We start from the raw sequence: 20361 nt of genomic DNA, 5'->3' as shown, positions 1-20361 counted from the left end.
TTCACTGTCGTGGCTAAAGAAAAATTTGAACGTAACAAACCGCACGTCAACGTTGGCACCATCGGTCACGTTGACCACGGTAAAACCACTCTGACTGCTGCACTGACTCGTGTTTGCTCCGAGGTTTTCGGTTCGGCTCGCGTTGACTTCGACAAGATCGACAGCGCTCCAGAAGAAAAAGCTCGTGGTATCACCATCAACACCGCGCACGTAGAGTACGACTCGAACATTCGTCACTACGCGCACGTTGACTGCCCAGGTCACGCCGACTACGTCAAAAACATGATCACTGGTGCTGCCCAGATGGACGGCGCGATCTTGGTTTGCTCGGCTGCCGATGGTCCGATGCCACAAACTCGTGAGCACATCCTGCTGTCCCGTCAGGTAGGCGTTCCGTACATCGTTGTCTTCCTGAACAAGGCTGACATGGTTGACGACGCTGAGCTGCTGGAACTGGTTGAGATGGAAGTGCGCGATCTGCTGAGCACTTACGACTTCCCAGGTGATGACACTCCAATCATCATCGGTTCGGCTCTGATGGCTCTGAACGGCCAAGACGACAACGAAATGGGCACTACCGCTGTTAAGAAGCTGGTAGAAACTCTGGATACCTACATCCCAGAGCCAGAGCGTGCTATCGACAAGCCGTTCCTGATGCCTATCGAAGACGTATTCTCGATCTCCGGTCGTGGCACCGTGGTAACTGGCCGTGTTGAGCGTGGTATCGTTCGCATCCAGGAAGAAGTTGAGATCGTTGGTCTGCGCGACACTCAGAAAACCACCTGCACCGGCGTTGAAATGTTCCGCAAGCTGCTCGACGAAGGTCGTGCTGGCGAGAACTGCGGCGTTCTGCTGCGCGGCACCAAGCGTGACGACGTTGAGCGTGGTCAGGTTCTGGTTAAGCCAGGTACCGTTAAGCCGCACACCAAGTTCACCGCTGAAGTGTACGTTCTGAGCAAGGAAGAAGGCGGCCGTCATACTCCGTTCTTCAAAGGCTACCGTCCACAGTTCTACTTCCGTACTACTGACGTGACTGGTAACTGCGAGCTGCCAGAAGGCGTTGAAATGGTAATGCCAGGTGACAACATCCAGATGACTGTCACTCTGATCAAAACCATCGCGATGGAAGATGGTCTGCGTTTCGCTATCCGTGAAGGCGGTCGTACCGTCGGCGCTGGCGTCGTAGCCAAAGTCATCGAGTAATCGACGACTCATGAAAAAGCCCCCGCTTGCGGGGGCTTTTTTATTGGGTTGACACTCTGTGGGACCGTCTATAGAATTGCGCCTCCTTTTAACGGGCGTATTGCGCCCGGTGGGAATAGCAGCCTGGAGTCTGAAATCCAATGCAAAATCAGCAAATCCGTATCAGGTTGAAGGCTTTCGACCATCGCCTGATCGACCAATCCACCCAGGAAATCGTGGAAACCGCGAAACGTACTGGTGCTCAAGTGCGTGGTCCTATTCCACTGCCTACCCGTAAAGAGCGGTTCACCGTTCTGGTCTCCCCGCACGTCAACAAAGACGCGCGTGACCAGTACGAGATCCGTACTCATAAGCGCGTACTGGACATCGTCCAGCCAACGGATAAAACCGTTGATGCACTTATGAAGCTTGATCTTGCGGCAGGTGTGGAAGTGCAGATCAGCCTCGGCTAAGACTCGGTCTTAGTCGTGTAACGCTCTGAAATGGGCGGCCATAGCGGGTGAAAGCCCCGTACACTCATGAGGTTTACAACATGACTATTGGTGTAGTCGGTCGTAAATGCGGTATGACCCGTATTTTCACCGAAGAAGGTGTCTCCATTCCGGTCACGGTCATTGAGATCGAGCCGAATCGCGTCACCCAGTTCAAAACTGAAGAAACCGATGGCTATCGTGCAGTGCAAGTCACTGTAGGTGAGCGTCGTGCTTCGCGCGTGACTGCTGCTCAAGCAGGTCACTTCGCTAAAGCGAACGTTGCTGCCGGTCGTGGCGTTTGGGAATTCCGTCTTGAAGAAGGCGAGTACCAAGCTGGCGATCTGATCAATGCAGAAATCTTCGCAGCTGGCCAACTGGTAGATGTTACCGGTCAGTCGAAAGGTAAAGGCTTCGCCGGTACCATCAAGCGTTGGAATTTCCGCGGTCAAGATAACACCCACGGTAACTCCGTTTCCCACCGCGTCCCGGGCTCTATTGGCCAGTGCCAGACTCCTGGTCGTGTATTCAAGGGCAAAAAAATGTCCGGTCATATGGGCGCTGAGCGCGTGACCGTGCAGTCCCTGGAAGTAGTGCGCGTCGACGCTGAACGCAATCTGTTGTTGGTCAAGGGTGCTGTTCCTGGCGCTACTGGCGGCAACCTGGTTGTACGTCCGGCGGCCAAGGCTCGCGGTTAAGGGGAAGCTGACATGCAATTAAATGTAAATGACGCTCAAGCGATCGAAGTTTCCGAACTGACATTTGGCGGCGAATTCAACGAGACGCTGGTTCACCAAGCAGTCGTGGCCTACATGGCCGGCGGCCGTCAAGGTAGCAAGCAGCAAAAGACCCGTTCCGACGTTTCTGGTGGCGGCAAGCGCCCATGGCGTCAGAAAGGTACTGGCCGTGCTCGTGCCGGTACTATCCGTAGCCCAATCTGGCGTGGCGGCGGTACCACTTTCGCAGCTCGTCCACAGGATCACTCCCAGAAGCTGAACAAGAAGATGTATCGCGCAGCAATGCGTTCCATCCTTGCTGAGCTGGTGCGTACTGATCGTCTGGTCGTGGTTCAGGATTTCGCTGTTGAAACTCCGAAAACCAAAGATCTGCTGGGCAAGCTGAACAACATGAGTCTGACCGACGTTCTGATCGTGTCTGACGCTGTTGATCAGAACCTGTACCTGGCTGCTCGTAACCTGCCACACGTTGATGTACGTGACGTGCAAGGTTCCGATCCAGTTAGTCTGATCGCATACGACAAAGTGTTGATCACTGTGTCGGCCGTGAAGAAATTCGAGGAGCTGCTGGGATGAACCAGGAACGCGTATTTAAAGTTCTGCTTGGCCCGCACGTTTCCGAGAAGGCTACGGTTCTGGCAGACAAGAAAGGCCAGTTCGTTTTCAAGGTTGCTACTGATGCAACCAAGCTGGAAATCAAGAAGGCCGTCGAAAGCCTGTTCAGCGTGAAAGTGGAGCGCGTTACTACCCTGAACGTTCTGGGTAAGAGCAAGCGTACCGCTCGCGGTCTGGGCAAGCGTAATGACTGGAAGAAGGCAGTTATCTCCCTTCAGCCAGGCCAAGATCTCGATTTCAGCAGCAGTGCTGAGTAAGGAAGGGGTGCATCATGGCAATCGTTAAATGCAAACCGACTTCCCCTGGCCGCCGTTTTGTGGTCAAGGTGGTCAACCAGGAGCTGCATAAAGGCGCTCCTCACGCACCGCTGCTCGAGAAGAAATCGAAGTCTGGTGGTCGTAACAACAATGGCCGTATTACCACTCGTCACGTTGGTGGTGGTCATAAGCAGCACTACCGTCTGGTCGACTTCCGTCGCAACGACAAAGATGGCATCGCTGCCACTGTCGAGCGTATCGAATACGATCCAAACCGTACTGCTCACATCGCTTTGCTGCTGTACGCAGACGGCGAGCGTCGCTACATCATCGCCCCTAAAGGCGTGAGCGCTGGCGACCAGCTGATCGCAGGTGCCCTGGCGCCGATCAAGCCGGGCAACGCTCTGCAACTGCGTAACATTCCAGTTGGTAGCACCGTACACGGCATCGAACTGAAGCCAGGTAAAGGCGCGCAAATCGCTCGTTCCGCTGGTGCTTCGGCTCAGCTGATCGCTCGTGAAGGTGTCTACGTGACCCTGCGTCTGCGTTCTGGTGAGATGCGTAAAGTCCTGGCTGAATGCCGTGCGACCCTGGGCGAAGTCTCGAACTCCGAGCACAGCCTGCGTTCGCTGGGTAAAGCCGGTGCCAAACGCTGGCGTGGCGTTCGCCCAACCGTTCGTGGTGTTGCCATGAACCCGGTTGACCACCCACATGGTGGTGGTGAAGGTCGTACCTCTGGTGGTCGTCATCCGGTATCGCCATGGGGCTTCCCGACTAAGGGCGCGAAGACTCGTGGTAATAAGCGTACCGACAAAATGATCGTCCGTCGTCGCAAGTAAATAGAGGGATACGACAGTGCCACGTTCTCTGAAAAAAGGTCCTTTTATTGATCTTCACCTACTGAAGAAGATCGAAGTGGCGGCGGAAAAGAACGATCGCAAACCAGTTAAGACCTGGTCGCGCCGTTCCATGATCCTGCCACAAATGGTCGGTCTGACCATTGCTGTGCATAACGGTCGTCAACATGTTCCAGTTCTCGTGAACGAAGACATGGTCGGCCACAAACTGGGCGAGTTCGCCGGTACCCGTACATATCGCGGGCACGTGGCTGACAAGAAAGCCAAGCGTTAAGGGGTAAGGAACGATGGAAGTAGCCGCTAAGTTGTCGGGCGCTCGAATCTCCGCCCAGAAAGCCCGCTTGGTCGCCGACCAGATCCGCGGGAAGAAGGTGGGCGAAGCGCTCAACCTGTTGGCTTTCAGCAGTAAGAAAGCCGCCGAGATCATGAAGAAAGTGCTGGAGTCGGCCGTAGCCAACGCCGAGCATAACGAAGGCGCAGACGTTGATGACCTGAAGGTCTCCACCGTTTTCGTCAACGAAGGGCGTTCGCTGAAGCGCATCATGCCACGTGCCAAAGGCCGTGCTGATCGCATCGTCAAGCGGTCTTGCCATATCACTGTCAAGGTTGCTGACAAGTAACGGAGTCGAAGAGATGGGTCAGAAAGTACATCCCATTGGCATTCGCCTGGGAATCGTCAAGGAGCACACCTCCGTCTGGTACGCAGACGGTCGGACTTATGCGGACTATTTGCTCGCAGATCTGAATGTGCGTGAGTACCTCCAAGACAAACTAAAAAGCGCGTCCGTAAGCCGTATCGATATCCATCGTCCGGCTCAAACTGCACGCATCACCATCCACACCGCTCGTCCCGGCATCGTGATCGGCAAGAAAGGTGAAGATGTTGAGAAACTGCGTCAGGACCTGACCAAGCAAATGGGTGTGCCTGTGCACATCAATATCGAAGAGATCCGCAAGCCGGAGCTCGACGGTATGCTGGTTGCCCAGAGCGTAGCTCAGCAGCTGGAGCGTCGTGTAATGTTCCGTCGCGCTATGAAGCGCGCAGTACAGAACGCCATGCGCATTGGTGCCAAAGGCATCAAAATCCAAGTGAGCGGTCGTCTCGGCGGTGCTGAAATCGCACGTACTGAATGGTATCGCGAAGGTCGTGTGCCACTGCACACCCTGCGTGCCGATATCGACTATGCCACCTACGAAGCTCACACCACTTACGGTGTGATCGGTGTGAAGGTTTGGATCTTCAAAGGCGAAGTAATTGGTGGTCGCCAAGAAGAGCTGAAGCCACAAGCACCTGCGCCTCGTAAAAAAGCTGCTAAGTAAGGGGTACGCCAAATGTTGCAACCAAAGCGTACGAAGTTCCGCAAGCAAATGACCGGCCACAACCGTGGTCTGGCATTGCGCGGTAGCAAAGTCAGCTTCGGCGAGTTCGCGCTGAAGTCTGTTGCTCGTGGTCGTCTCACCGCTCGTCAGATCGAGTCGGCACGTCGTGCTCTGACCCGTCACGTAAAACGTGGCGGCAAGATCTGGATCCGTGTATTCCCGGACAAGCCTATTTCCAAGAAACCACTCGAAGTTCGGATGGGTAAAGGTAAAGGTAACGTCGAATACTGGGTTGCCCAGATTCAGCCAGGCAAAGTCCTGTATGAAATCGAGGGTGTTTCTGAAGAGCTGGCGCGTGAGGCTTTCGCCCTGGCTGCTGCAAAGCTGCCGCTCGCCACCTCCTTTGTTAAACGGACGGTGATGTGATGAAAGCGAATGAACTTCGTGAAAAATCCGCACAGCAGCTGAACGAGCAACTGCTCGGCCTGCTGCGCGACCAGTTCAATCTGCGTATGCAGAAGGCAACTGGCCAGTTGGGGCAGTCTCATCTGCTCTCGCAAGTTAAACGTGACATCGCTCGCGTGAAGACTGTGCTCAACCAGCAGGCAGGTAAGTAATCATGGCTGAAGCCGAAAAAACTGTCCGTACGCTGACTGGCCGTGTTGTCAGCGACAAGATGGACAAGACCATCACCGTTCTGATCGAGCGTCGCGTTAAGCACCCTATCTACGGTAAATACGTTAAGCGTTCGACTAAGCTGCACGCGCACGACGAAACCAACCAGTGCCACATCGGCGACAAAGTCACTATTCGTGAAACTCGTCCGATGGCCAAGACCAAGTCTTGGGCTCTGGTTGATGTTCTCGAACGCGCTGTGGAAGTCTAAGGGCTAAGGGTCGGAGAAATTATATGATTCAGACTCAATCCATGCTCGATGTGGCCGATAACAGCGGCGCTCGCCGCGTTATGTGCATCAAGGTGCTGGGTGGCTCCCATCGTCGTTACGCTGGTATCGGTGACATCATCAAAGTTACCGTCAAGGAAGCAATTCCTCGCGGTAAGGTGAAGAAAGGTCAAGTGATGACTGCTGTTGTAGTCCGCACTCGCCATGGTGTCCGTCGTGCTGACGGCTCCATCATCCGCTTTGATGGCAACGCTGCTGTTCTGTTGAACAACAAGCAAGAGCCGATCGGCACCCGTATCTTTGGGCCAGTGACCCGTGAACTTCGTACTGAGAAGTTCATGAAGATCGTCTCGCTCGCCCCAGAAGTGCTGTAAGGAGATCCGACATGCAAAAGATTCGTCGTGACGACGAGATCATCGTGATCGCCGGCAAAGACAAGGGTAAGCGCGGTAAGGTGCTTAAGGTTCTCGCTGACAACCGCCTGGTTGTTGGTGGTCTGAACCTGGTTAAGCGTCATACCAAGCCTAACCCGATGTCGGGCGTACAGGGCGGTATCGTCGAGAAAGAAGCGCCACTGCACGCTTCCAACGTCGCCATTTTCAACGGCGAAACCAACAAGGCTGACCGCGTTGGTTTCAAAGTAGAAGACGGCAAAAAAATTCGTGTCTTCAAGTCGACCCAAAAAGCGGTTGATGCTTGAACACTGCTAGGTAGAAGACCATGGCACGACTACAAGAGATTTACCGGAAGGAAATCGCTCCGAAACTTAAGGATGAACTTAAGCTTTCGAACGTGATGGAAGTTCCGCGCGTTACCAAAATCACCCTGAACATGGGTCTGGGCGAAGCGATCGGCGACAAAAAAGTCATCGAGCACGCTGTTGCTGACCTGGAAAAGATCACCGGCCAGAAAGTCGTTGTGACCTACGCTCGGAAATCCATCGCTGGCTTCAAAGTCCGTGAAGGTTGGCCGATCGGTGTCAAAGTGACCCTGCGCCGTGAGCGTATGTACGAGTTCCTGGATCGTCTGCTGTCGATCTCCCTGCCTCGGGTTCGCGACTTCCGCGGCCTGAATGCCAAGTCCTTCGATGGTCGTGGCAACTACAGCATGGGCGTGAAAGAGCAGATCATCTTCCCGGAAATCGACTACGACAAGATCGATGCTCTCCGCGGTCTGGACATTACCCTGACCACCACTGCCAAGAACGATGATGAAGGCCGCGCTCTGCTGCGTGCTTTCAAATTCCCGTTCCGCAACTGATTGGAGTAGGAAAATGGCCAAGAAGAGCATGAAAAACCGTGAGCTGAAGCGTCAGCTCACCGTTGCCAAGTACGCCACCAAGCGTGCAGCGCTGAAAGCTATCATCGTCGATCTGAACGCAAGTCCAGAAGCGCGTTGGGAAGCTACCGTAGCTCTGCAGAAGCAGCCACGTGACGCAAGCGCTTCGCGCATGCGTAACCGCTGCCGCCTGACTGGTCGTCCGCACGGCGTTTACCGCAAGTTCGGCCTCGGCCGTAACAAGCTGCGTGAAGCTGCAATGCGTGGTGACGTACCAGGTCTGGTTAAAGCCAGCTGGTAATAGCTATCAAAGTCGCGGTGTTCGGGGTCGCAAGATCCTGACCACCGGTGGCCTTGAACATGAATCAAGCCCCTTTTGGGGCTTGATTCATTTCTGGGGTGTGTCTAGAATGACCGGCTCGCCTGAGCCCGTGTTTTTTGCCCGGAATTTCTCGGCGACAAGCTGTAGCCGCAAGGCTCATTTTTTTTGTATCAGGAGCGTCTAGCCCATGAGTATGCAGGACCCGTTAGCGGACATGCTAACTCGAATCCGTAATGCCCAGATGGCTGAAAAGTCCGTCGTAAGCATGCCGTCTTCCACGCTGAAGGTGGCTGTAGCAAAAGTCCTGAAGGACGAAGGTTACATCGCGGGTTATCAGATCAGCAGCGAAACCAAGCCACTGCTGTCCATCGAGCTGAAATACTTCGAAGGCCGTCCGGTCATCGAAGAAGTGAAGCGCGTTAGCCGTCCAGGCCTGCGTCAGTACAAGTCCGTTGAAGATCTGCCGAAAGTTCGTGGCGGTCTCGGCGTGTCTATCGTCTCCACCAACAAAGGTGTGATGACTGATCGTGCTGCGCGCGCTGCCGGTGTCGGCGGCGAAGTTCTTTGCACTGTGTTCTAAGGGGGGATAAGCATGTCTCGCGTCGCTAAGAACCCCGTTAAGCTGCCAGCTGGTGTTGAAGTTAAATTCGCCGGCCAACAGCTTTCGGTGAAGGGTGCCAAGGGCACTCTCGAACTGAACGTACACTCGTCCGTTGAAATTGTTCAGGAAGCTGGTGAGCTGCGTTTCGCTGCTCGCAATGGCGACCAACAAACTCGCGCAATGGCCGGTACCACTCGTGCGTTGGTAAACAACATGGTCCAAGGCGTAAGCCAAGGCTTCGAGCGCAAGCTCCAGCTGGTCGGTGTTGGTTACAAAGCGCAAGCAAAAGGCACAGTGCTGAACCTGGCCCTTGGCTTCTCGCATCCAGTGGACTACGAGCTGCCGGAAGGCATCACCGCTGAGACTCCTAGCCAGACCGATATCCTGATCAAGGGCATCGACAAGCAGCTGGTAGGTCAAGTGGCCGCTGAGATCCGCGACTTCCGTCCACCAGAGCCTTACAAAGGTAAAGGTGTGCGCTACGCGGACGAAGTCGTCCGTCGTAAAGAAGCCAAGAAGAAGTAGGGCATAGCAAATGACCGACAAAAAAGTTACTCGACTGCGTCGCGCTCGCAAAGCACGCCTGAAAATGCACGAACTCGAAGTCGTGCGTCTCTGCGTGTTCCGCTCTTCGCAGCACATCTACGCCCAGGTCATTTCGGCCGACGGCAACAAAGTCCTGGCAAGCGCCTCGACTTTGGATAAAGAACTGCGTGATGGCGCCACTGGCAACATCGACGCGGCCACTAAGGTTGGCCAGCTGGTCGCTACGCGTGCAAAAGCCGCTGGCGTCTCGCAGGTGGCTTTCGACCGCTCTGGCTTCAAGTACCACGGCCGCGTCAAGGCGCTGGCTGATGCTGCTCGTGAAGCTGGGCTGGAGTTCTAAGTTATGTCAAATAACGACCAAAAGCGCGACGAAGGCTACATCGAGAAGCTGGTTCAAGTTAACCGCGTAGCCAAAACCGTAAAAGGCGGCCGTATCTTCACTTTCACCGCGTTGACCGTGGTTGGTGATGGTAAAGGTCGCGTTGGCTTCGGCCGTGGCAAGTCGCGTGAAGTGCCTGCTGCGATCCAGAAGGCAATGGAAGCTGCTCGCCGCAACATGATCCAAGTTGATCTGAACGGCACCACTCTGCAGTACGCAATGAAGTCCGCTCACGGCGCTTCGAAGGTGTACATGCAGCCTGCTTCTGAAGGTACCGGTATCATCGCTGGCGGCGCTATGCGTGCTGTCCTCGAAGTTGCTGGTGTTCAGAACGTTCTGGCCAAGTGCTACGGCTCGACTAACCCAGTAAACGTGGTTCACGCCACTTTCAAGGGTTTGAAGGCAATGCAGTCCCCTGAATCCATTGCCGCCAAGCGTGGCAAAAGCGTCCAGGAGATCATCTGATCATGGCTACCGTTAAAGTAACGCTGATCAAAAGCATGACCGGCCGTATCCCTAACCACAAACTGTGCGTTAAGGGTCTGGGTCTGCGTCGCATCGGTCACACTGTAGAAGTCCAGGATACTCCCGAGAACCGCGGGATGATCAACAAGGCTTACTACATGTTGCGTGTCGAGGGTTAATCGATGAAACTCAATGATCTGAGTCCAGCGCCGGGTTCCCGTCGCGAAAAGCATCGTCCGGGCCGTGGTATCGGTAGTGGTTTGGGTAAGACTGGTGGCCGTGGTCACAAAGGTCAGACTTCCCGCTCCGGTGGCACCATTGCTCCAGGCTTTGAAGGCGGTCAACAGCCGCTGCATCGTCGCCTGCCGAAGTTCGGTTTCGTATCCCTGAAAGCCATGGATCGCGCAGAAGTGCGTCTGTCCGAGCTGGCTAAAGTGGAAGGCGACATCGTCACCGTGCAGTCCCTGAAAGATGCCAACGTGATTAACCAAAACGTACAGCGTGTGAAAATCATGCTGTCCGGCGAAGTTACTCGCGCTGTGACTATCAAGGGCATCGCAGCCACCAAAGGTGCGCGTGCGGCTATCGAAGCAGCTGGCGGCAAGTTCGAGGAATAAATGGCTAAGCAAGGTGCTCTCTCTGCGCTCGGCAAAGGCGGTATGTCTGAACTCTGGGCTCGTCTGCGTTTTCTGTTCTTGGCGATTATCGTCTACCGAATAGGCGCACACATCCCGGTTCCAGGTATCAACCCTGACCGACTCGCAGACCTGTTTCGACAGAATGAGGGGACCATTCTTAGCTTGTTCAACATGTTTTCCGGCGGCGCGCTGGAGCGGATGAGCATCTTTGCACTGGGGATCATGCCGTACATCTCGGCATCGATCATCATGCAGCTGATGACCGCCGTCAGCCCGCAGCTGGAGCAGTTGAAGAAGGAAGGTGAAGCTGGCCGTCGCAAGATCAGCCAGTACACCCGCTACGGCACTGTCGTCCTAGCTCTTGTTCAGGCCATCGGCATGTCCGTTGGTCTGGCGGGGCAGGGCGTTGCGTTCACTGGTGACTTTGGCTTCCATTTCGTCGCGGTATCCACTTTTGTGGCTGGTGCGATGTTCATGATGTGGCTGGGTGAGCAGATTACTGAGCGTGGTGTTGGCAACGGTATCTCGATGTTGATTTTCGCAGGTATCGTCGCCGGTCTTCCGAGAGCGATCGGGCAGTCTTTCGAGTCTGCGCGTCAGGGTGATATCAACATTTTTGCCCTGGTTGCCATCGGTTTGCTGGCAGTAGCGATTATCGGTTTTGTGGTGTTCATTGAGCGTGGCCAGCGTCGTATTGCTGTTCACTATGCCAAGCGTCAGCAGGGCCGCAAGGTGTTTGCTGCGCAGACTAGCCACTTGCCGCTGAAAGTGAATATGGCAGGCGTTATTCCTGCTATTTTCGCGAGCAGCATTTTGCTGTTCCCGGCTTCGTTGGGTGCCTGGTTCGGTCAGTCTGAAGGTATGGGCTGGTTGCAGGACATCTCGCAGTCGATCGCTCCTGGTCAGCCGTTGAATATTCTGCTGTTTAGTGCAGGGATTATTTTCTTCTGCTTCTTCTATACGGCGTTGATGTTCAATCCGAAAGACGTAGCGGAAAACCTGAAGAAGTCCGGTGCCTTTATTCCGGGCATCCGTCCAGGTGAGCAGTCTGCGCGCTACATTGATGGCGTTCTGACCCGCTTGACCATGTTCGGTGCTCTATATATGACGGCCGTCTGCCTGTTGCCCCAGTTCCTGGTGGTTGCAGCAAACGTTCCGTTCTACCTTGGCGGGACCTCGTTGCTGATCGTGGTCGTGGTTGTTATGGACTTTATGTCGCAAGTACAATCGCACCTCGTTTCGCACCAGTACGAATCCCTGATGAAGAAAGCCAACCTGAAGGGTTACGGCAGCGGCATGCTGCGCTGACCCATAAGGTTCGAGGAGTTGGTGATGAAAGTTCGTGCATCGGTGAAAAAGCTGTGCCGTAACTGCAAGATTATTCGCCGCGAAGGTGTTGTTCGAGTAATTTGCAGCGCGGAACCGCGTCACAAACAGCGCCAAGGCTGAGTGTGATTGTGCTTCAAGCCCAGCAGCTAGTGCGCTGCTGGGTTGATTATTTGTTATTACAGCGATATTATCTCGCGCCCTATTTCTTGGCTTCCGGGGCGTAGGTAGCTGTCAATTGGAGTCCCACTGAATGGCCCGTATTGCAGGCGTTAACATTCCAGATAACAAGCATACTGTTATCTCGCTGACCTACATCTATGGTGTTGGTCGCACGACTGCGCAGAAAATCTGTGCAGAGACTGGGGTCAACCCAGCCGCAAAGATCAAGGATCTGAGCGACGAGCAAATTGAACAGCTGCGTGGCGAAGTGGCGAAGTTCACCACTGAAGGTGACCTGCGTCGCGAAATCAACATGAAAATCAAACGCTTGATGGATCTGGGCTGCTACCGCGGTCTGCGCCATCGTCGTGGTCTGCCAGTACGCGGTCAGCGTACCAAGACCAACGCGCGTACTCGCAAAGGTCCGCGTAAGCCGATCCGCAAGTAATCGCACCAGCGAATCGACAGGAATTTAGTCATGGCAAAACCTGCTGCTCGTCCTCGTAAAAAGATTAAAAAGACAGTGGTTGATGGCATCGCCCACATCCACGCGTCTTTCAACAACACCATCGTGACCATCACCGACCGTCAAGGTAACGCTCTTTCCTGGGCAACCTCCGGTGGTTCGGGTTTCCGCGGTTCCCGCAAGTCCACCCCGTTCGCTGCTCAAGTAGCTGCTGAGCGTGCTGGTCAAGCTGCGCTGGAATATGGCCTGAAAAACCTCGACGTTAACGTCAAGGGCCCAGGTCCAGGTCGTGAATCCGCAGTCCGCGCTTTGAACGGCTGTGGCTACAAGATCGCCAGCATCACCGACGTGACGCCAATCCCGCATAACGGGTGCCGTCCGCCGAAGAAGCGCCGCGTGTAATCCAGGAGATTGTAAAGAATGGCTCGTTACATTGGTCCAAAATGCAAACTGGCTCGTCGCGAAGGCACCGATCTCTTCCTGAAGAGCGGCGTGCGCGCTATCGAATCCAAGTGCAACATCGAAGCAGCACCTGGTATCCACGGCCAGCGCCGCGGTCGCCAGTCCGACTACGGCACCCAGCTGCGTGAAAAGCAGAAGGTCCGTCGTATCTACGGCGTTCTCGAGCGTCAATTCAGCGGCTACTACAAAGAAGCTGCTGGCAAGAAAGGTGCAACCGGTGAAAACCTGCTGCAACTGCTCGAATGCCGTCTGGACAACGTTGTATACCGTATGGGCTTCGGTTCGACTCGTGCCGAATCCCGTCAGCTGGTATCGCACAAGTCGATCAGCGTAAACGGTCAGACCGTTAACGTTCCGTCCTACCAGGTTCGTGCTGGTGACGTGGTTGCTGTTCGCGAGAAAGCAAAAAACCAACTTCGCATTGTCCAAGCTCTCGATCTGTGTGCCCAACGTGGCCGCGTAGAATGGGTAGAAGTAGACACTGAGAAGAAGTCGGGCGTTTTCAAGAACGTTCCAGCTCGCAGTGATCTGTCCGCCGACATCAACGAAAGCCTGATTGTCGAGCTCTACTCCAAGTAAGGGCTAGAAAATAGGTGCATCCATGCAGATTTCGGTAAATGAGTTCCTGACACCCCGCCATATTGATGTGCAGGTTGTCAGTCCAACCCGCGCCAAGATCACCCTCGAGCCTCTCGAGCGTGGTTTTGGCCACACCCTGGGCAACGCGCTGCGCCGCATCCTGTTGTCCTCAATGCCCGGCTGTGCAGTAGTCGAGGCCGAGATTGACGGTGTGCTCCACGAGTACAGCGCCATCGAAGGTGTACAGGAAGACGTAATTGAAATCCTGTTGAACCTTAAAGGTCTGGCTATCAAGCTGCACGGCCGTGACGAAGTTACGCTGACCTTGTCGAAGAAGGGTTCGGGGGTGGTTACCGCTGCCGATATTCAGCTGGATCATGATGTCGAGATCGTTAACCCCGATCACGTAATCGCTAACCTGGCGTCTAACGGCGCCCTGAACATGAAGCTCGTAGTAGCTCGTGGTCGTGGTTATGAACCGGCAGACTCGCGTCAGAGCGATGAAGACGAAAGCCGCAGCATCGGTCGCTTGCAGCTCGACTCTTCGTTCAGCCCGGTTCGCCGCATCGCATACGTGGTGGAAAACGCCCGTGTCGAGCAGCGTACCAACCTGGACAAGCTGGTTATTGATCTGGAAACCAACGGTACTCTGGATCCTGAAGAGGCTATCCGTCGTGCTGCAACCATCCTGCAACAGCAGTTGGCTGCGTTCGTCGACCTCAAGGGTGACAGTGAGCCAGTGGTAATCGAGCAGGAAGACGAGATCGATCCGATCCTGCTTCGCCCGGTTGACGATCTGGAACTGACTGTACGTTCGGCTAACTGCCTTAAGGCGGAAAACATTTACTACATCGGCGACCTGATTCAGCGTACCGAAGTAGAACTGTTGAAGACTCCGAACCTTGGCAAGAAATCCTTGACCGAAATCAAGGACGTTCTGGCCTCCCGCGGTCTGTCCCTCGGCATGCGCCTCGACAACTGGCCGCCTGCAAGTCTTAAGAAGGACGACAAGGCGACTGCCTGATCGTCGTAATCACCGAACGTTGTGTTTGGTAAGGAATGAACCATGCGTCATCGTAAAAGTGGTCGTCACCTGAGCCGCACCAGCTCGCACCGCAAGGCCATGTTCCAAAACATGGCGGTGTCGCTGTTCGAGCACGAGCTGATCAAAACTACACTGCCGAAAGCTAAAGAACTGCGCCGCGTTGCTGAGCCGCTGATCACTTTGGCCAAGACAGACAGCCTGGCTAACCGCCGTCTGGCTTTCGACCGTACTCGTTCGAAAGCTATCGTTGGTAAGCTCTTCAACGACCTGGGCAAGCGTTACGCTACCCGTGAGGGTGGCTACCTGCGCATCCTCAAGTGCGGTTTCCGCGCTGGCGACAACGCGCCTATGGCGTACGTCGAGTTGGTTGATCGTGCTGTCGGCGGTGAAGCTGTATCCGCTGAGTAAGACGTCAAATACAAAGAACCGGGCCTAGTGCCCGGTTTTTTGTGTCTGCTGTATTAGAAATTTTCTATCGATAGTAATCATTTAATGCATTTGATGCTGTCATCTTGATGGTCGATACTCCTCGTCAGCCGATTAGCCGGCAGTTCCAAGACTGATAGAGGAAGATTGAGCATGAGCCAAAACAAAACGCTTACCACCGCAAGTGGCGCTCCAGTCGCCGATAACCAGAATTCCCGTTCTGCTGGCCCTCGTGGTCCGCTGCTGCTCGATGATTTTCATCTGATCGAGAAGCTGGCCCACTTCAACCGTGAAAACATTCCTGAGCGTCGCGTACACGCCAAGGGCTCGGGTGCTTACGGTACCTTCACCGTGACCCGTGACATCACCCAATACACTAGCGCCAAGCTTTTCGAGTCCGTAGGTAAGCAAACCCCTACCTTCCTGCGTTTCTCGACTGTGGGAGGCGAACGTGGTTCGGCCGATACCGAGCGCGACCCGCGCGGTTTTGCCCTGAAGTTCTATACCGAAGAAGGCAACTGGGACATCGTCGGCAACAACACGCCTGTGTTCTTCATTCGTGACCCGTTGAAGTTTCCCGACTTTATCCACACCCAGAAACGTCTGCCGCAGAGCAACCTGAAGAGCGGCCAGGCCATGTGGGACTTCTGGTCGCATTCTCCCGAGGCGCTGCACCAGGTCACCATCCTGTTCTCGGATCGCGGGATTCCGGACGGCTATCGTCATATGCACGGTTTCGGTAGCCACACCTACAGCCTGATCAACGCCAAGGGCGAGCGGCACTGGGTGAAATGGCACTACAAGACCAAGCAGGGCATCAAGAACCTGGCCCCGGCCGAGGCTGCTCGCCTGGCGGGTACCGATCCGGATTACGCCCAGCGTGACCTGTTCAACGCGATCGAGCGCGGCGACTTCCCGAAATGGAGCGTGTGCATTCAGATCATGACCGAAGCCGAAGCGGCCGCTCACTACGAGAACCCGTTCGACGTGACCAAGACCTGGTCGCAGAAAGAGTTTCCGCTGATCGAGGTCGGTGAGCTGGAGTTGAACCGCAACCCGCTGAACTACTTCGCTGAAGTCGAGCAGGCTGCCTTTGGTCCTAGCAACATGGTTCCAGGCGTCGGCCTGTCGCCGGACCGCATGCTGCAAGGCCGCGTATTCGCTTACGCCGACGCTCATCGCTATCGTGTTGGCACCAACCACCAGCAGCTGCCGGTCAACGCCCCGCGCAGCCCGGTGCACAGCTACCAGCGTGATGGCTCCATGGCCTTTGGCAGCAATGGTGGTGCAGCGCCGAACTACGAGCCGAACAGCTATGCCGACGCGCCTAAGCAGGCTCCTCGCTACGCGGAGCCGGCCCTGGCACTCAGCGGTGCGGCAGATCGTTACGATCACCGTGAGGACACCGACTACTACAGCCATGCAGGCGCTCTGTTCCGCCTGATGAATGATCAGCAGCAAACCCTGTTGATCAACAACATCGCCGGAGCGATGGTGGGGGTCAGTTCGGATGTGGTCCAGCGTCAGCTGCAGCATTTCTTCAAAGCCGACCCGGCTTATGGAGAAGGCATCGCAAAGGCGTTGGGCGTACAGCTTAACTAAGTCTAAACGAGAAGCAGAACCGCCCTCATTTGGGCGGTTTTTGCGTTTTTTCGGCTACTTTTCTCTGAAAATCTTCACTTTGTTAGCGTTTTTACAGTGACCTGCAAGTCAGCTTGGTTCAAAATACAGACTTTCAAGCAGGGAGATGTAGGGCGATGCAAGGTCACCCGGACGTAATCGATTACCTCAACACGCTGCTGACGGGCGAGCTGGCAGCACGTGACCAATATTTCATCCACTCGCGTATGTATGAAGACTGGGGCTTCAGCAAGCTCTACGAGCGCATCAATCACGAGATGGAAGAAGAGACTCAACACGCCGACGCATTGATGCGTCGCATCCTGATGCTCGAGGGCACGCCACGCATGCGCCCTGACGATCTGGATATCGGCACCACCGTGCCGGACATGTTCGCCGCCGACCTGCGCCTGGAGTACAAGGTCCGCGCTGCGCTGTGCAAGGGCATCGAGCTGTGCGAGAAGCACAAGGACTATGTCAGCCGCGACATCCTGCGGGTGCAGTTGGCCGATACCGAAGAAGACCACACCTACTGGCTGGAAAAGCAGTTGGGCCTGATCAAGTCGATCGGTCTGGAAAACTACCTGCAATCGCAGTTCTGATGCGTTAGTCATTCCCGGCAGCCAGCTGTAGGGTTCTGACAGACCAAAAAAGCCCCTGCCATTTCACAATGGCAGGGGCTTTCTCATTGGGCTCAGGCCCGGTCTCGGGTCAGCAGTGGCTTGAGGTAGTAGCCGGTGTGGGATTGCGGCATCTCCGCCAATTGTTCCGGTGTACCCACGGCAATGATCTGTCCGCCCTTGGAGCCGCCTTCCGGCCCCAGGTCCACCAGCCAGTCGGCGGTCTTGATCACGTCCAGGTTGTGCTCGATCACCACCACAGTGTTGCCGTGGTCACGCAGGCGATGCAGAACGTCCAGCAACTGCTGGATATCGGCGAAGTGCAGACCGGTGGTCGGTTCGTCAAGGATGTAGAGGGTCTTGCCGGTGTCGCGCTTGGACAGCTCGCGAGACAGCTTGACCCGCTGCGCTTCACCGCCGGACAAGGTCGTCGCTGACTGCCCCAGCTTGATATAGGACAGCCCCACGTCCATCAGCGTCTGCAGCTTGCGCGCCAGCGCTGGCACCGGGTCGAAGAACTCTCGCGCTTCCTCGATGGTCATTTCCAGGACCTCGTGGATGCTCTTGCCCTTGTATTTGATCTCAAGGGTTTCGCGGTTGTAGCGCTTGCTCTTGCACACATCGCACGGCACGTAGATGTCCGGCAGGAAGTGCATTTCCACCTTGATCAGGCCGTCGCCCTGGCAGGCTTCGCAGCGTCCACCCTTGACGTTGAAGGAGAAGCGGCCCGGGCCGTAGCCGCGCGAGCGCGATTCGGGAACCCCGGCAAACAGTTCGCGGATCGGCGTGAACAGCCCGGTGTAGGTCGCCGGGTTGGAGCGCGGTGTACGACCGATCGGGCTCTGATCGATATCCACCACCTTGTCCAAGTGCTGCAGGCCGTTGATGCTGTCGTGCGTGGCGGCTTCCAGCGTGGTCGCGCCGTTCAGCGCCGTGGCGCTGAGGGGGAACAGGGTGTTGTTGATCAGGGTCGACTTGCCCGAGCCGGAGACACCGGTCACGCAGGTCAGTAGGCCGATTGGGATCTCCAGGTCGACGTTGCGCAAGTTGTTGCCGCGGGCGCCCTTGAGGGACAGCGAAAGCTTCTTGTTGCGCGGCGTACGCTTGGCCGGCACAGCAATCTTCACCCGCCCGGAGAGGTACTTGCCGGTCAGCGAGTCGGGATGGGACATCACCTCGTCAGGTGTACCTTCGGCGACGATCTGCCCGCCATGCACGCCGGCGCCCGGGCCGATGTCTACCACATAGTCGGCCAGGCGAATGGCGTCCTCGTCGTGTTCGACCACGATCACCGTGTTGCCGATATCCCGCAGGTGTTTCAGGGTGCCGAGCAGGCGGTCGTTGTCGCGCTGGTGCAGGCCGATGGAGGGTTCGTCGAGGATGTACATGACACCCACCAGGCCAGCACCGATCTGGCTGGCCAGGCGAATCCGCTGGGCCTCGCCGCCGGACAGGGTGTCGGCGCTGCGATCCAGGGTCAGGTAGTCCAGGCCGACGTTGACCAGGAACTGCAGGCGCTCGCGGATCTCCTTGAGGATCTTGTCGGCGATCTCGCCACGGCGTCCGGTCAGCGACAAGGTGCCGAAGTAATCGGTGGCATCGCCGATCGGCAGGCTGGTGACGGCCGGCAAAGTCTTCTCGCCGACCCACACGTGGCGCGCTTCGCGACGCAGGCGGGTGCCGCGGCAGTCCGGGCACGGCTGGGTGCTGAGGAACTTGGCCAGCTCCTCGCGCACGGTGGCCGACTCGGTCTCACGGTAGCGACGCTCCAGGTTCGGCACTATGCCTTCGAACGGGTGGGAGCGTTTGACAATATCGCCACGATCGTTGAGGTACTTGAAGTCGACGTTCTGCGTGCCGCTGCCGTTGAGGATGACTTTCTGCTGGTCGGCCGGCAGCTGGTTGAACGGCACTTCCAGACTGAAGCCGTAATGCGACGCCAGCGAGCCGAGCATCTGGAAGTAATAGACGTTGCGCCTGTCCCAGCCGCGAATCGCCCCTTCGGCCAGGGTCAGCTCGCCATTGACCAGGCGCTTGATGTCGAAGAACTGCTTGACCCCCAGACCGTCGCAGGTCGGGCAGGCACCGGCCGGGTTATTGAAGGAGAACAGCTTGGGTTCCAGTTCGCTGATGGCGTGGCCACAGATCGGGCAGGCGAAGCGCGCGGAGAAGATGATTTCTTCGCCGGGTTCGTCGTCCATCGGCGCCACCAGGGCAATACCGTCGGCCAGCTTCAGCGCGGTCTCGAACGACTCGGCCAGGCGCTGCTGCAGGTCGGCACGGACCTTGAAGCGGTCGACCACCACATCGATCGAGTGCTTCTTCTGTTTATCCAGCTTCGGCAGCTCATCCAGCTCGTAGAGCTTGCCGTTGACCCGGGCGCGGACGAAGCCTTGGGCACGCAGTTCCTCGAAGACCGACAGGTGCTCGCCCTTGCGCTCGCGAATCACCGGCGCCAGCAGCATCAGCTTGCTGCCTTCCGGCTGGGCCAGCACCAGGTCGACCATCTGGCTGACGGTCTGGGCTTCCAGCGGGATGTCGTGATCCGGGCAGCGTGGCGTACCCACGCGTGCATACAGCAGGCGCAGGTAGTCGTAGATCTCGGTGATGGTGCCGACGGTGGAACGCGGGTTGTGCGAGGTGGATTTCTGTTCGATGGAAATCGCCGGCGACAAACCTTCGATGGTGTCGACGTCGGGTTTTTCCATCATCGACAGGAATTGCCGGGCATAGGCCGACAGCGACTCGACATAACGGCGCTGGCCTTCGGCGTACAACGTGTCGAACGCCAGAGACGATTTGCCGGATCCGGACAAGCCGGTGATGACGATCAGTTTGTCCCGTGGCAGGGTCAGGTCGATGTTCTTCAGGTTGTGGGTTCGGGCCCCACGAATCAGGATCTTGTCCAAAGTGGCCTCGCTCGGCGGGCGTCGAAAACGTAGGAGTATAAGGGCAAATACTGGATGGATGCACACTATCAAATGAGGTCTGTGCAGCCGTAGATGAAACCTGCGCGGCAAAGCGTCGCCATATACCCCGTCAATCGATCGGACTGGTAGAATC

At 56.2% G+C, this 20361-nt stretch carries 32 protein-coding genes; 31 read left to right on the top strand and 1 reads right to left on the bottom strand.

Annotated features, from left to right (window positions below):
• Nucleotides 1-9 precede the first annotated feature (9 nt).
• The 31 genes from tuf to bfr all read left to right on the top strand — a co-directional run bounded on the left by tuf (nucleotide 10) and on the right by bfr (nucleotide 17280).
• Entirely contained in the window at nucleotides 10-1203 is a 1194-nt protein-coding gene (gene tuf / locus J4D52_RS17015; RefSeq protein WP_007924207.1) for an elongation factor Tu, read from the top strand.
• A gap of 140 nt (nucleotides 1204-1343) precedes the next feature.
• On the top strand, nucleotides 1344-1655 hold the full coding sequence (rpsJ, locus tag J4D52_RS17010; RefSeq protein WP_003186070.1) for a 30S ribosomal protein S10: 312 nt from the start codon (nucleotides 1344-1346) through the stop codon (nucleotides 1653-1655).
• A gap of 80 nt (nucleotides 1656-1735) precedes the next feature.
• A complete protein-coding gene (gene rplC, locus J4D52_RS17005; protein WP_007924205.1) occupies nucleotides 1736-2371 on the top strand; it encodes a 50S ribosomal protein L3 in 636 nt (211 codons plus the stop codon).
• 12 nt (nucleotides 2372-2383) lie between these two features.
• Entirely contained in the window at nucleotides 2384-2986 is a 603-nt protein-coding gene (rplD, locus tag J4D52_RS17000; RefSeq protein ID WP_007924200.1) for a 50S ribosomal protein L4, read from the top strand.
• Nucleotides 2983-3282 carry a 50S ribosomal protein L23 gene (gene rplW, locus J4D52_RS16995; protein ID WP_002555488.1) on the top strand — a complete coding sequence of 100 codons (300 nt, stop codon included), beginning with the start codon at nucleotides 2983-2985 and terminating at the stop codon, nucleotides 3280-3282. The genes rplD and rplW overlap by 4 nt, the downstream gene beginning before the upstream one ends.
• A 14-nt stretch (nucleotides 3283-3296) precedes the next feature.
• Nucleotides 3297-4121, top strand: a complete 825-nt coding sequence (gene rplB / locus J4D52_RS16990; protein WP_007924198.1) for a 50S ribosomal protein L2 — start codon at nucleotides 3297-3299, stop codon at nucleotides 4119-4121.
• A gap of 16 nt (nucleotides 4122-4137) precedes the next feature.
• Nucleotides 4138-4413, top strand: coding sequence for a 30S ribosomal protein S19 (gene rpsS / locus J4D52_RS16985; RefSeq protein WP_002555486.1), 276 nt, complete (start codon nucleotides 4138-4140; stop codon nucleotides 4411-4413).
• A 13-nt stretch (nucleotides 4414-4426) separates the two neighbouring features.
• Nucleotides 4427-4759: a 50S ribosomal protein L22 gene (rplV, locus tag J4D52_RS16980; protein ID WP_003103908.1), complete on the top strand. Its 333-nt coding sequence runs from the start codon at nucleotides 4427-4429 to the stop codon at nucleotides 4757-4759.
• 13 nt (nucleotides 4760-4772) lie between these two features.
• Nucleotides 4773-5459, top strand: coding sequence for a 30S ribosomal protein S3 (rpsC, locus tag J4D52_RS16975; protein WP_007924192.1), 687 nt, complete (start codon nucleotides 4773-4775; stop codon nucleotides 5457-5459).
• A gap of 12 nt (nucleotides 5460-5471) precedes the next feature.
• Nucleotides 5472-5885: a 50S ribosomal protein L16 gene (gene rplP, locus J4D52_RS16970; RefSeq protein WP_003228729.1), complete on the top strand. Its 414-nt coding sequence runs from the start codon at nucleotides 5472-5474 to the stop codon at nucleotides 5883-5885.
• Nucleotides 5885-6076, top strand: coding sequence for a 50S ribosomal protein L29 (rpmC, locus tag J4D52_RS16965; protein ID WP_002555481.1), 192 nt, complete (start codon nucleotides 5885-5887; stop codon nucleotides 6074-6076). The genes rplP and rpmC overlap by 1 nt, the downstream gene beginning before the upstream one ends.
• Nucleotides 6077-6078: 2 nt before the next feature.
• Nucleotides 6079-6345: a 30S ribosomal protein S17 gene (gene rpsQ / locus J4D52_RS16960; protein WP_003194644.1), complete on the top strand. Its 267-nt coding sequence runs from the start codon at nucleotides 6079-6081 to the stop codon at nucleotides 6343-6345.
• 23 nt (nucleotides 6346-6368) lie between these two features.
• On the top strand, nucleotides 6369-6737 hold the full coding sequence (gene rplN, locus J4D52_RS16955) for a 50S ribosomal protein L14 (RefSeq protein ID WP_002555479.1): 369 nt from the start codon (nucleotides 6369-6371) through the stop codon (nucleotides 6735-6737).
• Between the two features lie 11 nt (nucleotides 6738-6748).
• Nucleotides 6749-7063 carry a 50S ribosomal protein L24 gene (rplX, locus tag J4D52_RS16950; protein WP_003186046.1) on the top strand — a complete coding sequence of 105 codons (315 nt, stop codon included), beginning with the start codon at nucleotides 6749-6751 and terminating at the stop codon, nucleotides 7061-7063.
• A gap of 20 nt (nucleotides 7064-7083) precedes the next feature.
• Nucleotides 7084-7623, top strand: a complete 540-nt coding sequence (gene rplE, locus J4D52_RS16945) for a 50S ribosomal protein L5 (protein WP_007924186.1) — start codon at nucleotides 7084-7086, stop codon at nucleotides 7621-7623.
• A 13-nt stretch (nucleotides 7624-7636) separates the two neighbouring features.
• Nucleotides 7637-7942: a 30S ribosomal protein S14 gene (gene rpsN / locus J4D52_RS16940; protein ID WP_003228726.1), complete on the top strand. Its 306-nt coding sequence runs from the start codon at nucleotides 7637-7639 to the stop codon at nucleotides 7940-7942.
• 208 nt (nucleotides 7943-8150) lie between these two features.
• A complete protein-coding gene (gene rpsH / locus J4D52_RS16935; protein WP_003228724.1) occupies nucleotides 8151-8543 on the top strand; it encodes a 30S ribosomal protein S8 in 393 nt (130 codons plus the stop codon).
• Between the two features lie 12 nt (nucleotides 8544-8555).
• Complete coding sequence (gene rplF / locus J4D52_RS16930; protein WP_007924185.1) at nucleotides 8556-9089, top strand: 50S ribosomal protein L6; 534 nt, start codon at nucleotides 8556-8558, stop codon at nucleotides 9087-9089.
• A 10-nt stretch (nucleotides 9090-9099) separates the two neighbouring features.
• Nucleotides 9100-9450: a 50S ribosomal protein L18 gene (gene rplR, locus J4D52_RS16925; RefSeq protein WP_003186037.1), complete on the top strand. Its 351-nt coding sequence runs from the start codon at nucleotides 9100-9102 to the stop codon at nucleotides 9448-9450.
• A 3-nt stretch (nucleotides 9451-9453) separates the two neighbouring features.
• Nucleotides 9454-9954, top strand: coding sequence for a 30S ribosomal protein S5 (gene rpsE / locus J4D52_RS16920; protein ID WP_007924184.1), 501 nt, complete (start codon nucleotides 9454-9456; stop codon nucleotides 9952-9954).
• Nucleotides 9955-9956: 2 nt separating this feature from the next.
• Nucleotides 9957-10133, top strand: a complete 177-nt coding sequence (rpmD, locus tag J4D52_RS16915) for a 50S ribosomal protein L30 (RefSeq protein WP_003176408.1) — start codon at nucleotides 9957-9959, stop codon at nucleotides 10131-10133.
• Between the two features lie 3 nt (nucleotides 10134-10136).
• Nucleotides 10137-10571, top strand: coding sequence for a 50S ribosomal protein L15 (rplO, locus tag J4D52_RS16910; RefSeq protein WP_007924183.1), 435 nt, complete (start codon nucleotides 10137-10139; stop codon nucleotides 10569-10571).
• Entirely contained in the window at nucleotides 10572-11900 is a 1329-nt protein-coding gene (gene secY, locus J4D52_RS16905; protein WP_007924182.1) for a preprotein translocase subunit SecY, read from the top strand.
• Between the two features lie 24 nt (nucleotides 11901-11924).
• A complete protein-coding gene (rpmJ, locus tag J4D52_RS16900) occupies nucleotides 11925-12041 on the top strand; it encodes a 50S ribosomal protein L36 (RefSeq protein WP_002555468.1) in 117 nt (38 codons plus the stop codon).
• A gap of 130 nt (nucleotides 12042-12171) precedes the next feature.
• Complete coding sequence (rpsM, locus tag J4D52_RS16895) at nucleotides 12172-12528, top strand: 30S ribosomal protein S13 (protein ID WP_009045849.1); 357 nt, start codon at nucleotides 12172-12174, stop codon at nucleotides 12526-12528.
• 30 nt (nucleotides 12529-12558) lie between these two features.
• Nucleotides 12559-12948, top strand: a complete 390-nt coding sequence (gene rpsK / locus J4D52_RS16890) for a 30S ribosomal protein S11 (protein ID WP_007924177.1) — start codon at nucleotides 12559-12561, stop codon at nucleotides 12946-12948.
• A gap of 18 nt (nucleotides 12949-12966) precedes the next feature.
• The gene (gene rpsD, locus J4D52_RS16885) at nucleotides 12967-13587 is read left to right on the top strand and encodes a 30S ribosomal protein S4 (protein WP_003176404.1); all 621 of its coding nucleotides are present in this window, start codon (nucleotides 12967-12969) and stop codon (nucleotides 13585-13587) included.
• 22 nt (nucleotides 13588-13609) lie between these two features.
• Nucleotides 13610-14611, top strand: coding sequence for a DNA-directed RNA polymerase subunit alpha (locus J4D52_RS16880; protein WP_007924176.1), 1002 nt, complete (start codon nucleotides 13610-13612; stop codon nucleotides 14609-14611).
• Nucleotides 14612-14653: 42 nt separating this feature from the next.
• Entirely contained in the window at nucleotides 14654-15040 is a 387-nt protein-coding gene (rplQ, locus tag J4D52_RS16875; protein WP_007924175.1) for a 50S ribosomal protein L17, read from the top strand.
• A gap of 171 nt (nucleotides 15041-15211) precedes the next feature.
• Entirely contained in the window at nucleotides 15212-16660 is a 1449-nt protein-coding gene (locus tag J4D52_RS16870) for a catalase (protein ID WP_025807825.1), read from the top strand.
• Nucleotides 16661-16815: 155 nt separating this feature from the next.
• Complete coding sequence (bfr, locus tag J4D52_RS16865) at nucleotides 16816-17280, top strand: bacterioferritin (protein ID WP_007924173.1); 465 nt, start codon at nucleotides 16816-16818, stop codon at nucleotides 17278-17280.
• A 92-nt stretch (nucleotides 17281-17372) separates the two neighbouring features.
• Here the strand turns inward: bfr and uvrA are convergent, their stop codons facing one another.
• Nucleotides 17373-20207, bottom strand: a complete 2835-nt coding sequence (gene uvrA, locus J4D52_RS16860; protein ID WP_025807824.1) for an excinuclease ABC subunit UvrA — start codon at nucleotides 20205-20207, stop codon at nucleotides 17373-17375.
• Between the last annotated feature and the right edge of the window lie 154 nt (nucleotides 20208-20361).

It is taken from the genome of Pseudomonas sp. GW460-12-10-14-TSB1 (assembly GCF_017349775.1).
GTDB lineage: Bacteria > Pseudomonadota > Gammaproteobacteria > Pseudomonadales > Pseudomonadaceae > Aquipseudomonas > Aquipseudomonas piscium.
Note: the sequence above shows the minus strand (reverse complement) of the source record. Positions and strands in the feature narration are given on the sequence as shown.

What these genes read in the sequence shown, in the direction of transcription:
- rplD (WP_007924200.1), top strand. Translation starts at nt 2,384, where the DNA reads ATGCAATTAAATGTAAATGACGCTCAAGCGATCGAAGTTTCCGAACTG.
- rpmD (WP_003176408.1), top strand. Translation starts at nt 9,957, where the DNA reads ATGGCTACCGTTAAAGTAACGCTGATCAAAAGCATGACCGGCCGTATC.
- rpsJ (WP_003186070.1), top strand. Translation starts at nt 1,344, where the DNA reads ATGCAAAATCAGCAAATCCGTATCAGGTTGAAGGCTTTCGACCATCGC.
- rplQ (WP_007924175.1), top strand. Translation starts at nt 14,654, where the DNA reads ATGCGTCATCGTAAAAGTGGTCGTCACCTGAGCCGCACCAGCTCGCAC.
- rplF (WP_007924185.1), top strand. Translation starts at nt 8,556, where the DNA reads ATGTCTCGCGTCGCTAAGAACCCCGTTAAGCTGCCAGCTGGTGTTGAA.
- J4D52_RS16880 (WP_007924176.1), top strand. Translation starts at nt 13,610, where the DNA reads ATGCAGATTTCGGTAAATGAGTTCCTGACACCCCGCCATATTGATGTG.
- rplO (WP_007924183.1), top strand. Translation starts at nt 10,137, where the DNA reads ATGAAACTCAATGATCTGAGTCCAGCGCCGGGTTCCCGTCGCGAAAAG.
- rpmC (WP_002555481.1), top strand. Translation starts at nt 5,885, where the DNA reads ATGAAAGCGAATGAACTTCGTGAAAAATCCGCACAGCAGCTGAACGAG.
- rplV (WP_003103908.1), top strand. Translation starts at nt 4,427, where the DNA reads ATGGAAGTAGCCGCTAAGTTGTCGGGCGCTCGAATCTCCGCCCAGAAA.
- rpsD (WP_003176404.1), top strand. Translation starts at nt 12,967, where the DNA reads ATGGCTCGTTACATTGGTCCAAAATGCAAACTGGCTCGTCGCGAAGGC.
- rplC (WP_007924205.1), top strand. Translation starts at nt 1,736, where the DNA reads ATGACTATTGGTGTAGTCGGTCGTAAATGCGGTATGACCCGTATTTTC.
- bfr (WP_007924173.1), top strand. Translation starts at nt 16,816, where the DNA reads ATGCAAGGTCACCCGGACGTAATCGATTACCTCAACACGCTGCTGACG.
- rplP (WP_003228729.1), top strand. Translation starts at nt 5,472, where the DNA reads ATGTTGCAACCAAAGCGTACGAAGTTCCGCAAGCAAATGACCGGCCAC.
- J4D52_RS16870 (WP_025807825.1), top strand. Translation starts at nt 15,212, where the DNA reads ATGAGCCAAAACAAAACGCTTACCACCGCAAGTGGCGCTCCAGTCGCC.
- rplR (WP_003186037.1), top strand. Translation starts at nt 9,100, where the DNA reads ATGACCGACAAAAAAGTTACTCGACTGCGTCGCGCTCGCAAAGCACGC.
- rplB (WP_007924198.1), top strand. Translation starts at nt 3,297, where the DNA reads ATGGCAATCGTTAAATGCAAACCGACTTCCCCTGGCCGCCGTTTTGTG.
- rplN (WP_002555479.1), top strand. Translation starts at nt 6,369, where the DNA reads ATGATTCAGACTCAATCCATGCTCGATGTGGCCGATAACAGCGGCGCT.
- rplE (WP_007924186.1), top strand. Translation starts at nt 7,084, where the DNA reads ATGGCACGACTACAAGAGATTTACCGGAAGGAAATCGCTCCGAAACTT.
- rpmJ (WP_002555468.1), top strand. Translation starts at nt 11,925, where the DNA reads ATGAAAGTTCGTGCATCGGTGAAAAAGCTGTGCCGTAACTGCAAGATT.
- rpsC (WP_007924192.1), top strand. Translation starts at nt 4,773, where the DNA reads ATGGGTCAGAAAGTACATCCCATTGGCATTCGCCTGGGAATCGTCAAG.
- rpsM (WP_009045849.1), top strand. Translation starts at nt 12,172, where the DNA reads ATGGCCCGTATTGCAGGCGTTAACATTCCAGATAACAAGCATACTGTT.
- rpsQ (WP_003194644.1), top strand. Translation starts at nt 6,079, where the DNA reads ATGGCTGAAGCCGAAAAAACTGTCCGTACGCTGACTGGCCGTGTTGTC.
- rpsH (WP_003228724.1), top strand. Translation starts at nt 8,151, where the DNA reads ATGAGTATGCAGGACCCGTTAGCGGACATGCTAACTCGAATCCGTAAT.
- secY (WP_007924182.1), top strand. Translation starts at nt 10,572, where the DNA reads ATGGCTAAGCAAGGTGCTCTCTCTGCGCTCGGCAAAGGCGGTATGTCT.
- rplW (WP_002555488.1), top strand. Translation starts at nt 2,983, where the DNA reads ATGAACCAGGAACGCGTATTTAAAGTTCTGCTTGGCCCGCACGTTTCC.
- rpsN (WP_003228726.1), top strand. Translation starts at nt 7,637, where the DNA reads ATGGCCAAGAAGAGCATGAAAAACCGTGAGCTGAAGCGTCAGCTCACC.
- rplX (WP_003186046.1), top strand. Translation starts at nt 6,749, where the DNA reads ATGCAAAAGATTCGTCGTGACGACGAGATCATCGTGATCGCCGGCAAA.
- rpsK (WP_007924177.1), top strand. Translation starts at nt 12,559, where the DNA reads ATGGCAAAACCTGCTGCTCGTCCTCGTAAAAAGATTAAAAAGACAGTG.
- rpsE (WP_007924184.1), top strand. Translation starts at nt 9,454, where the DNA reads ATGTCAAATAACGACCAAAAGCGCGACGAAGGCTACATCGAGAAGCTG.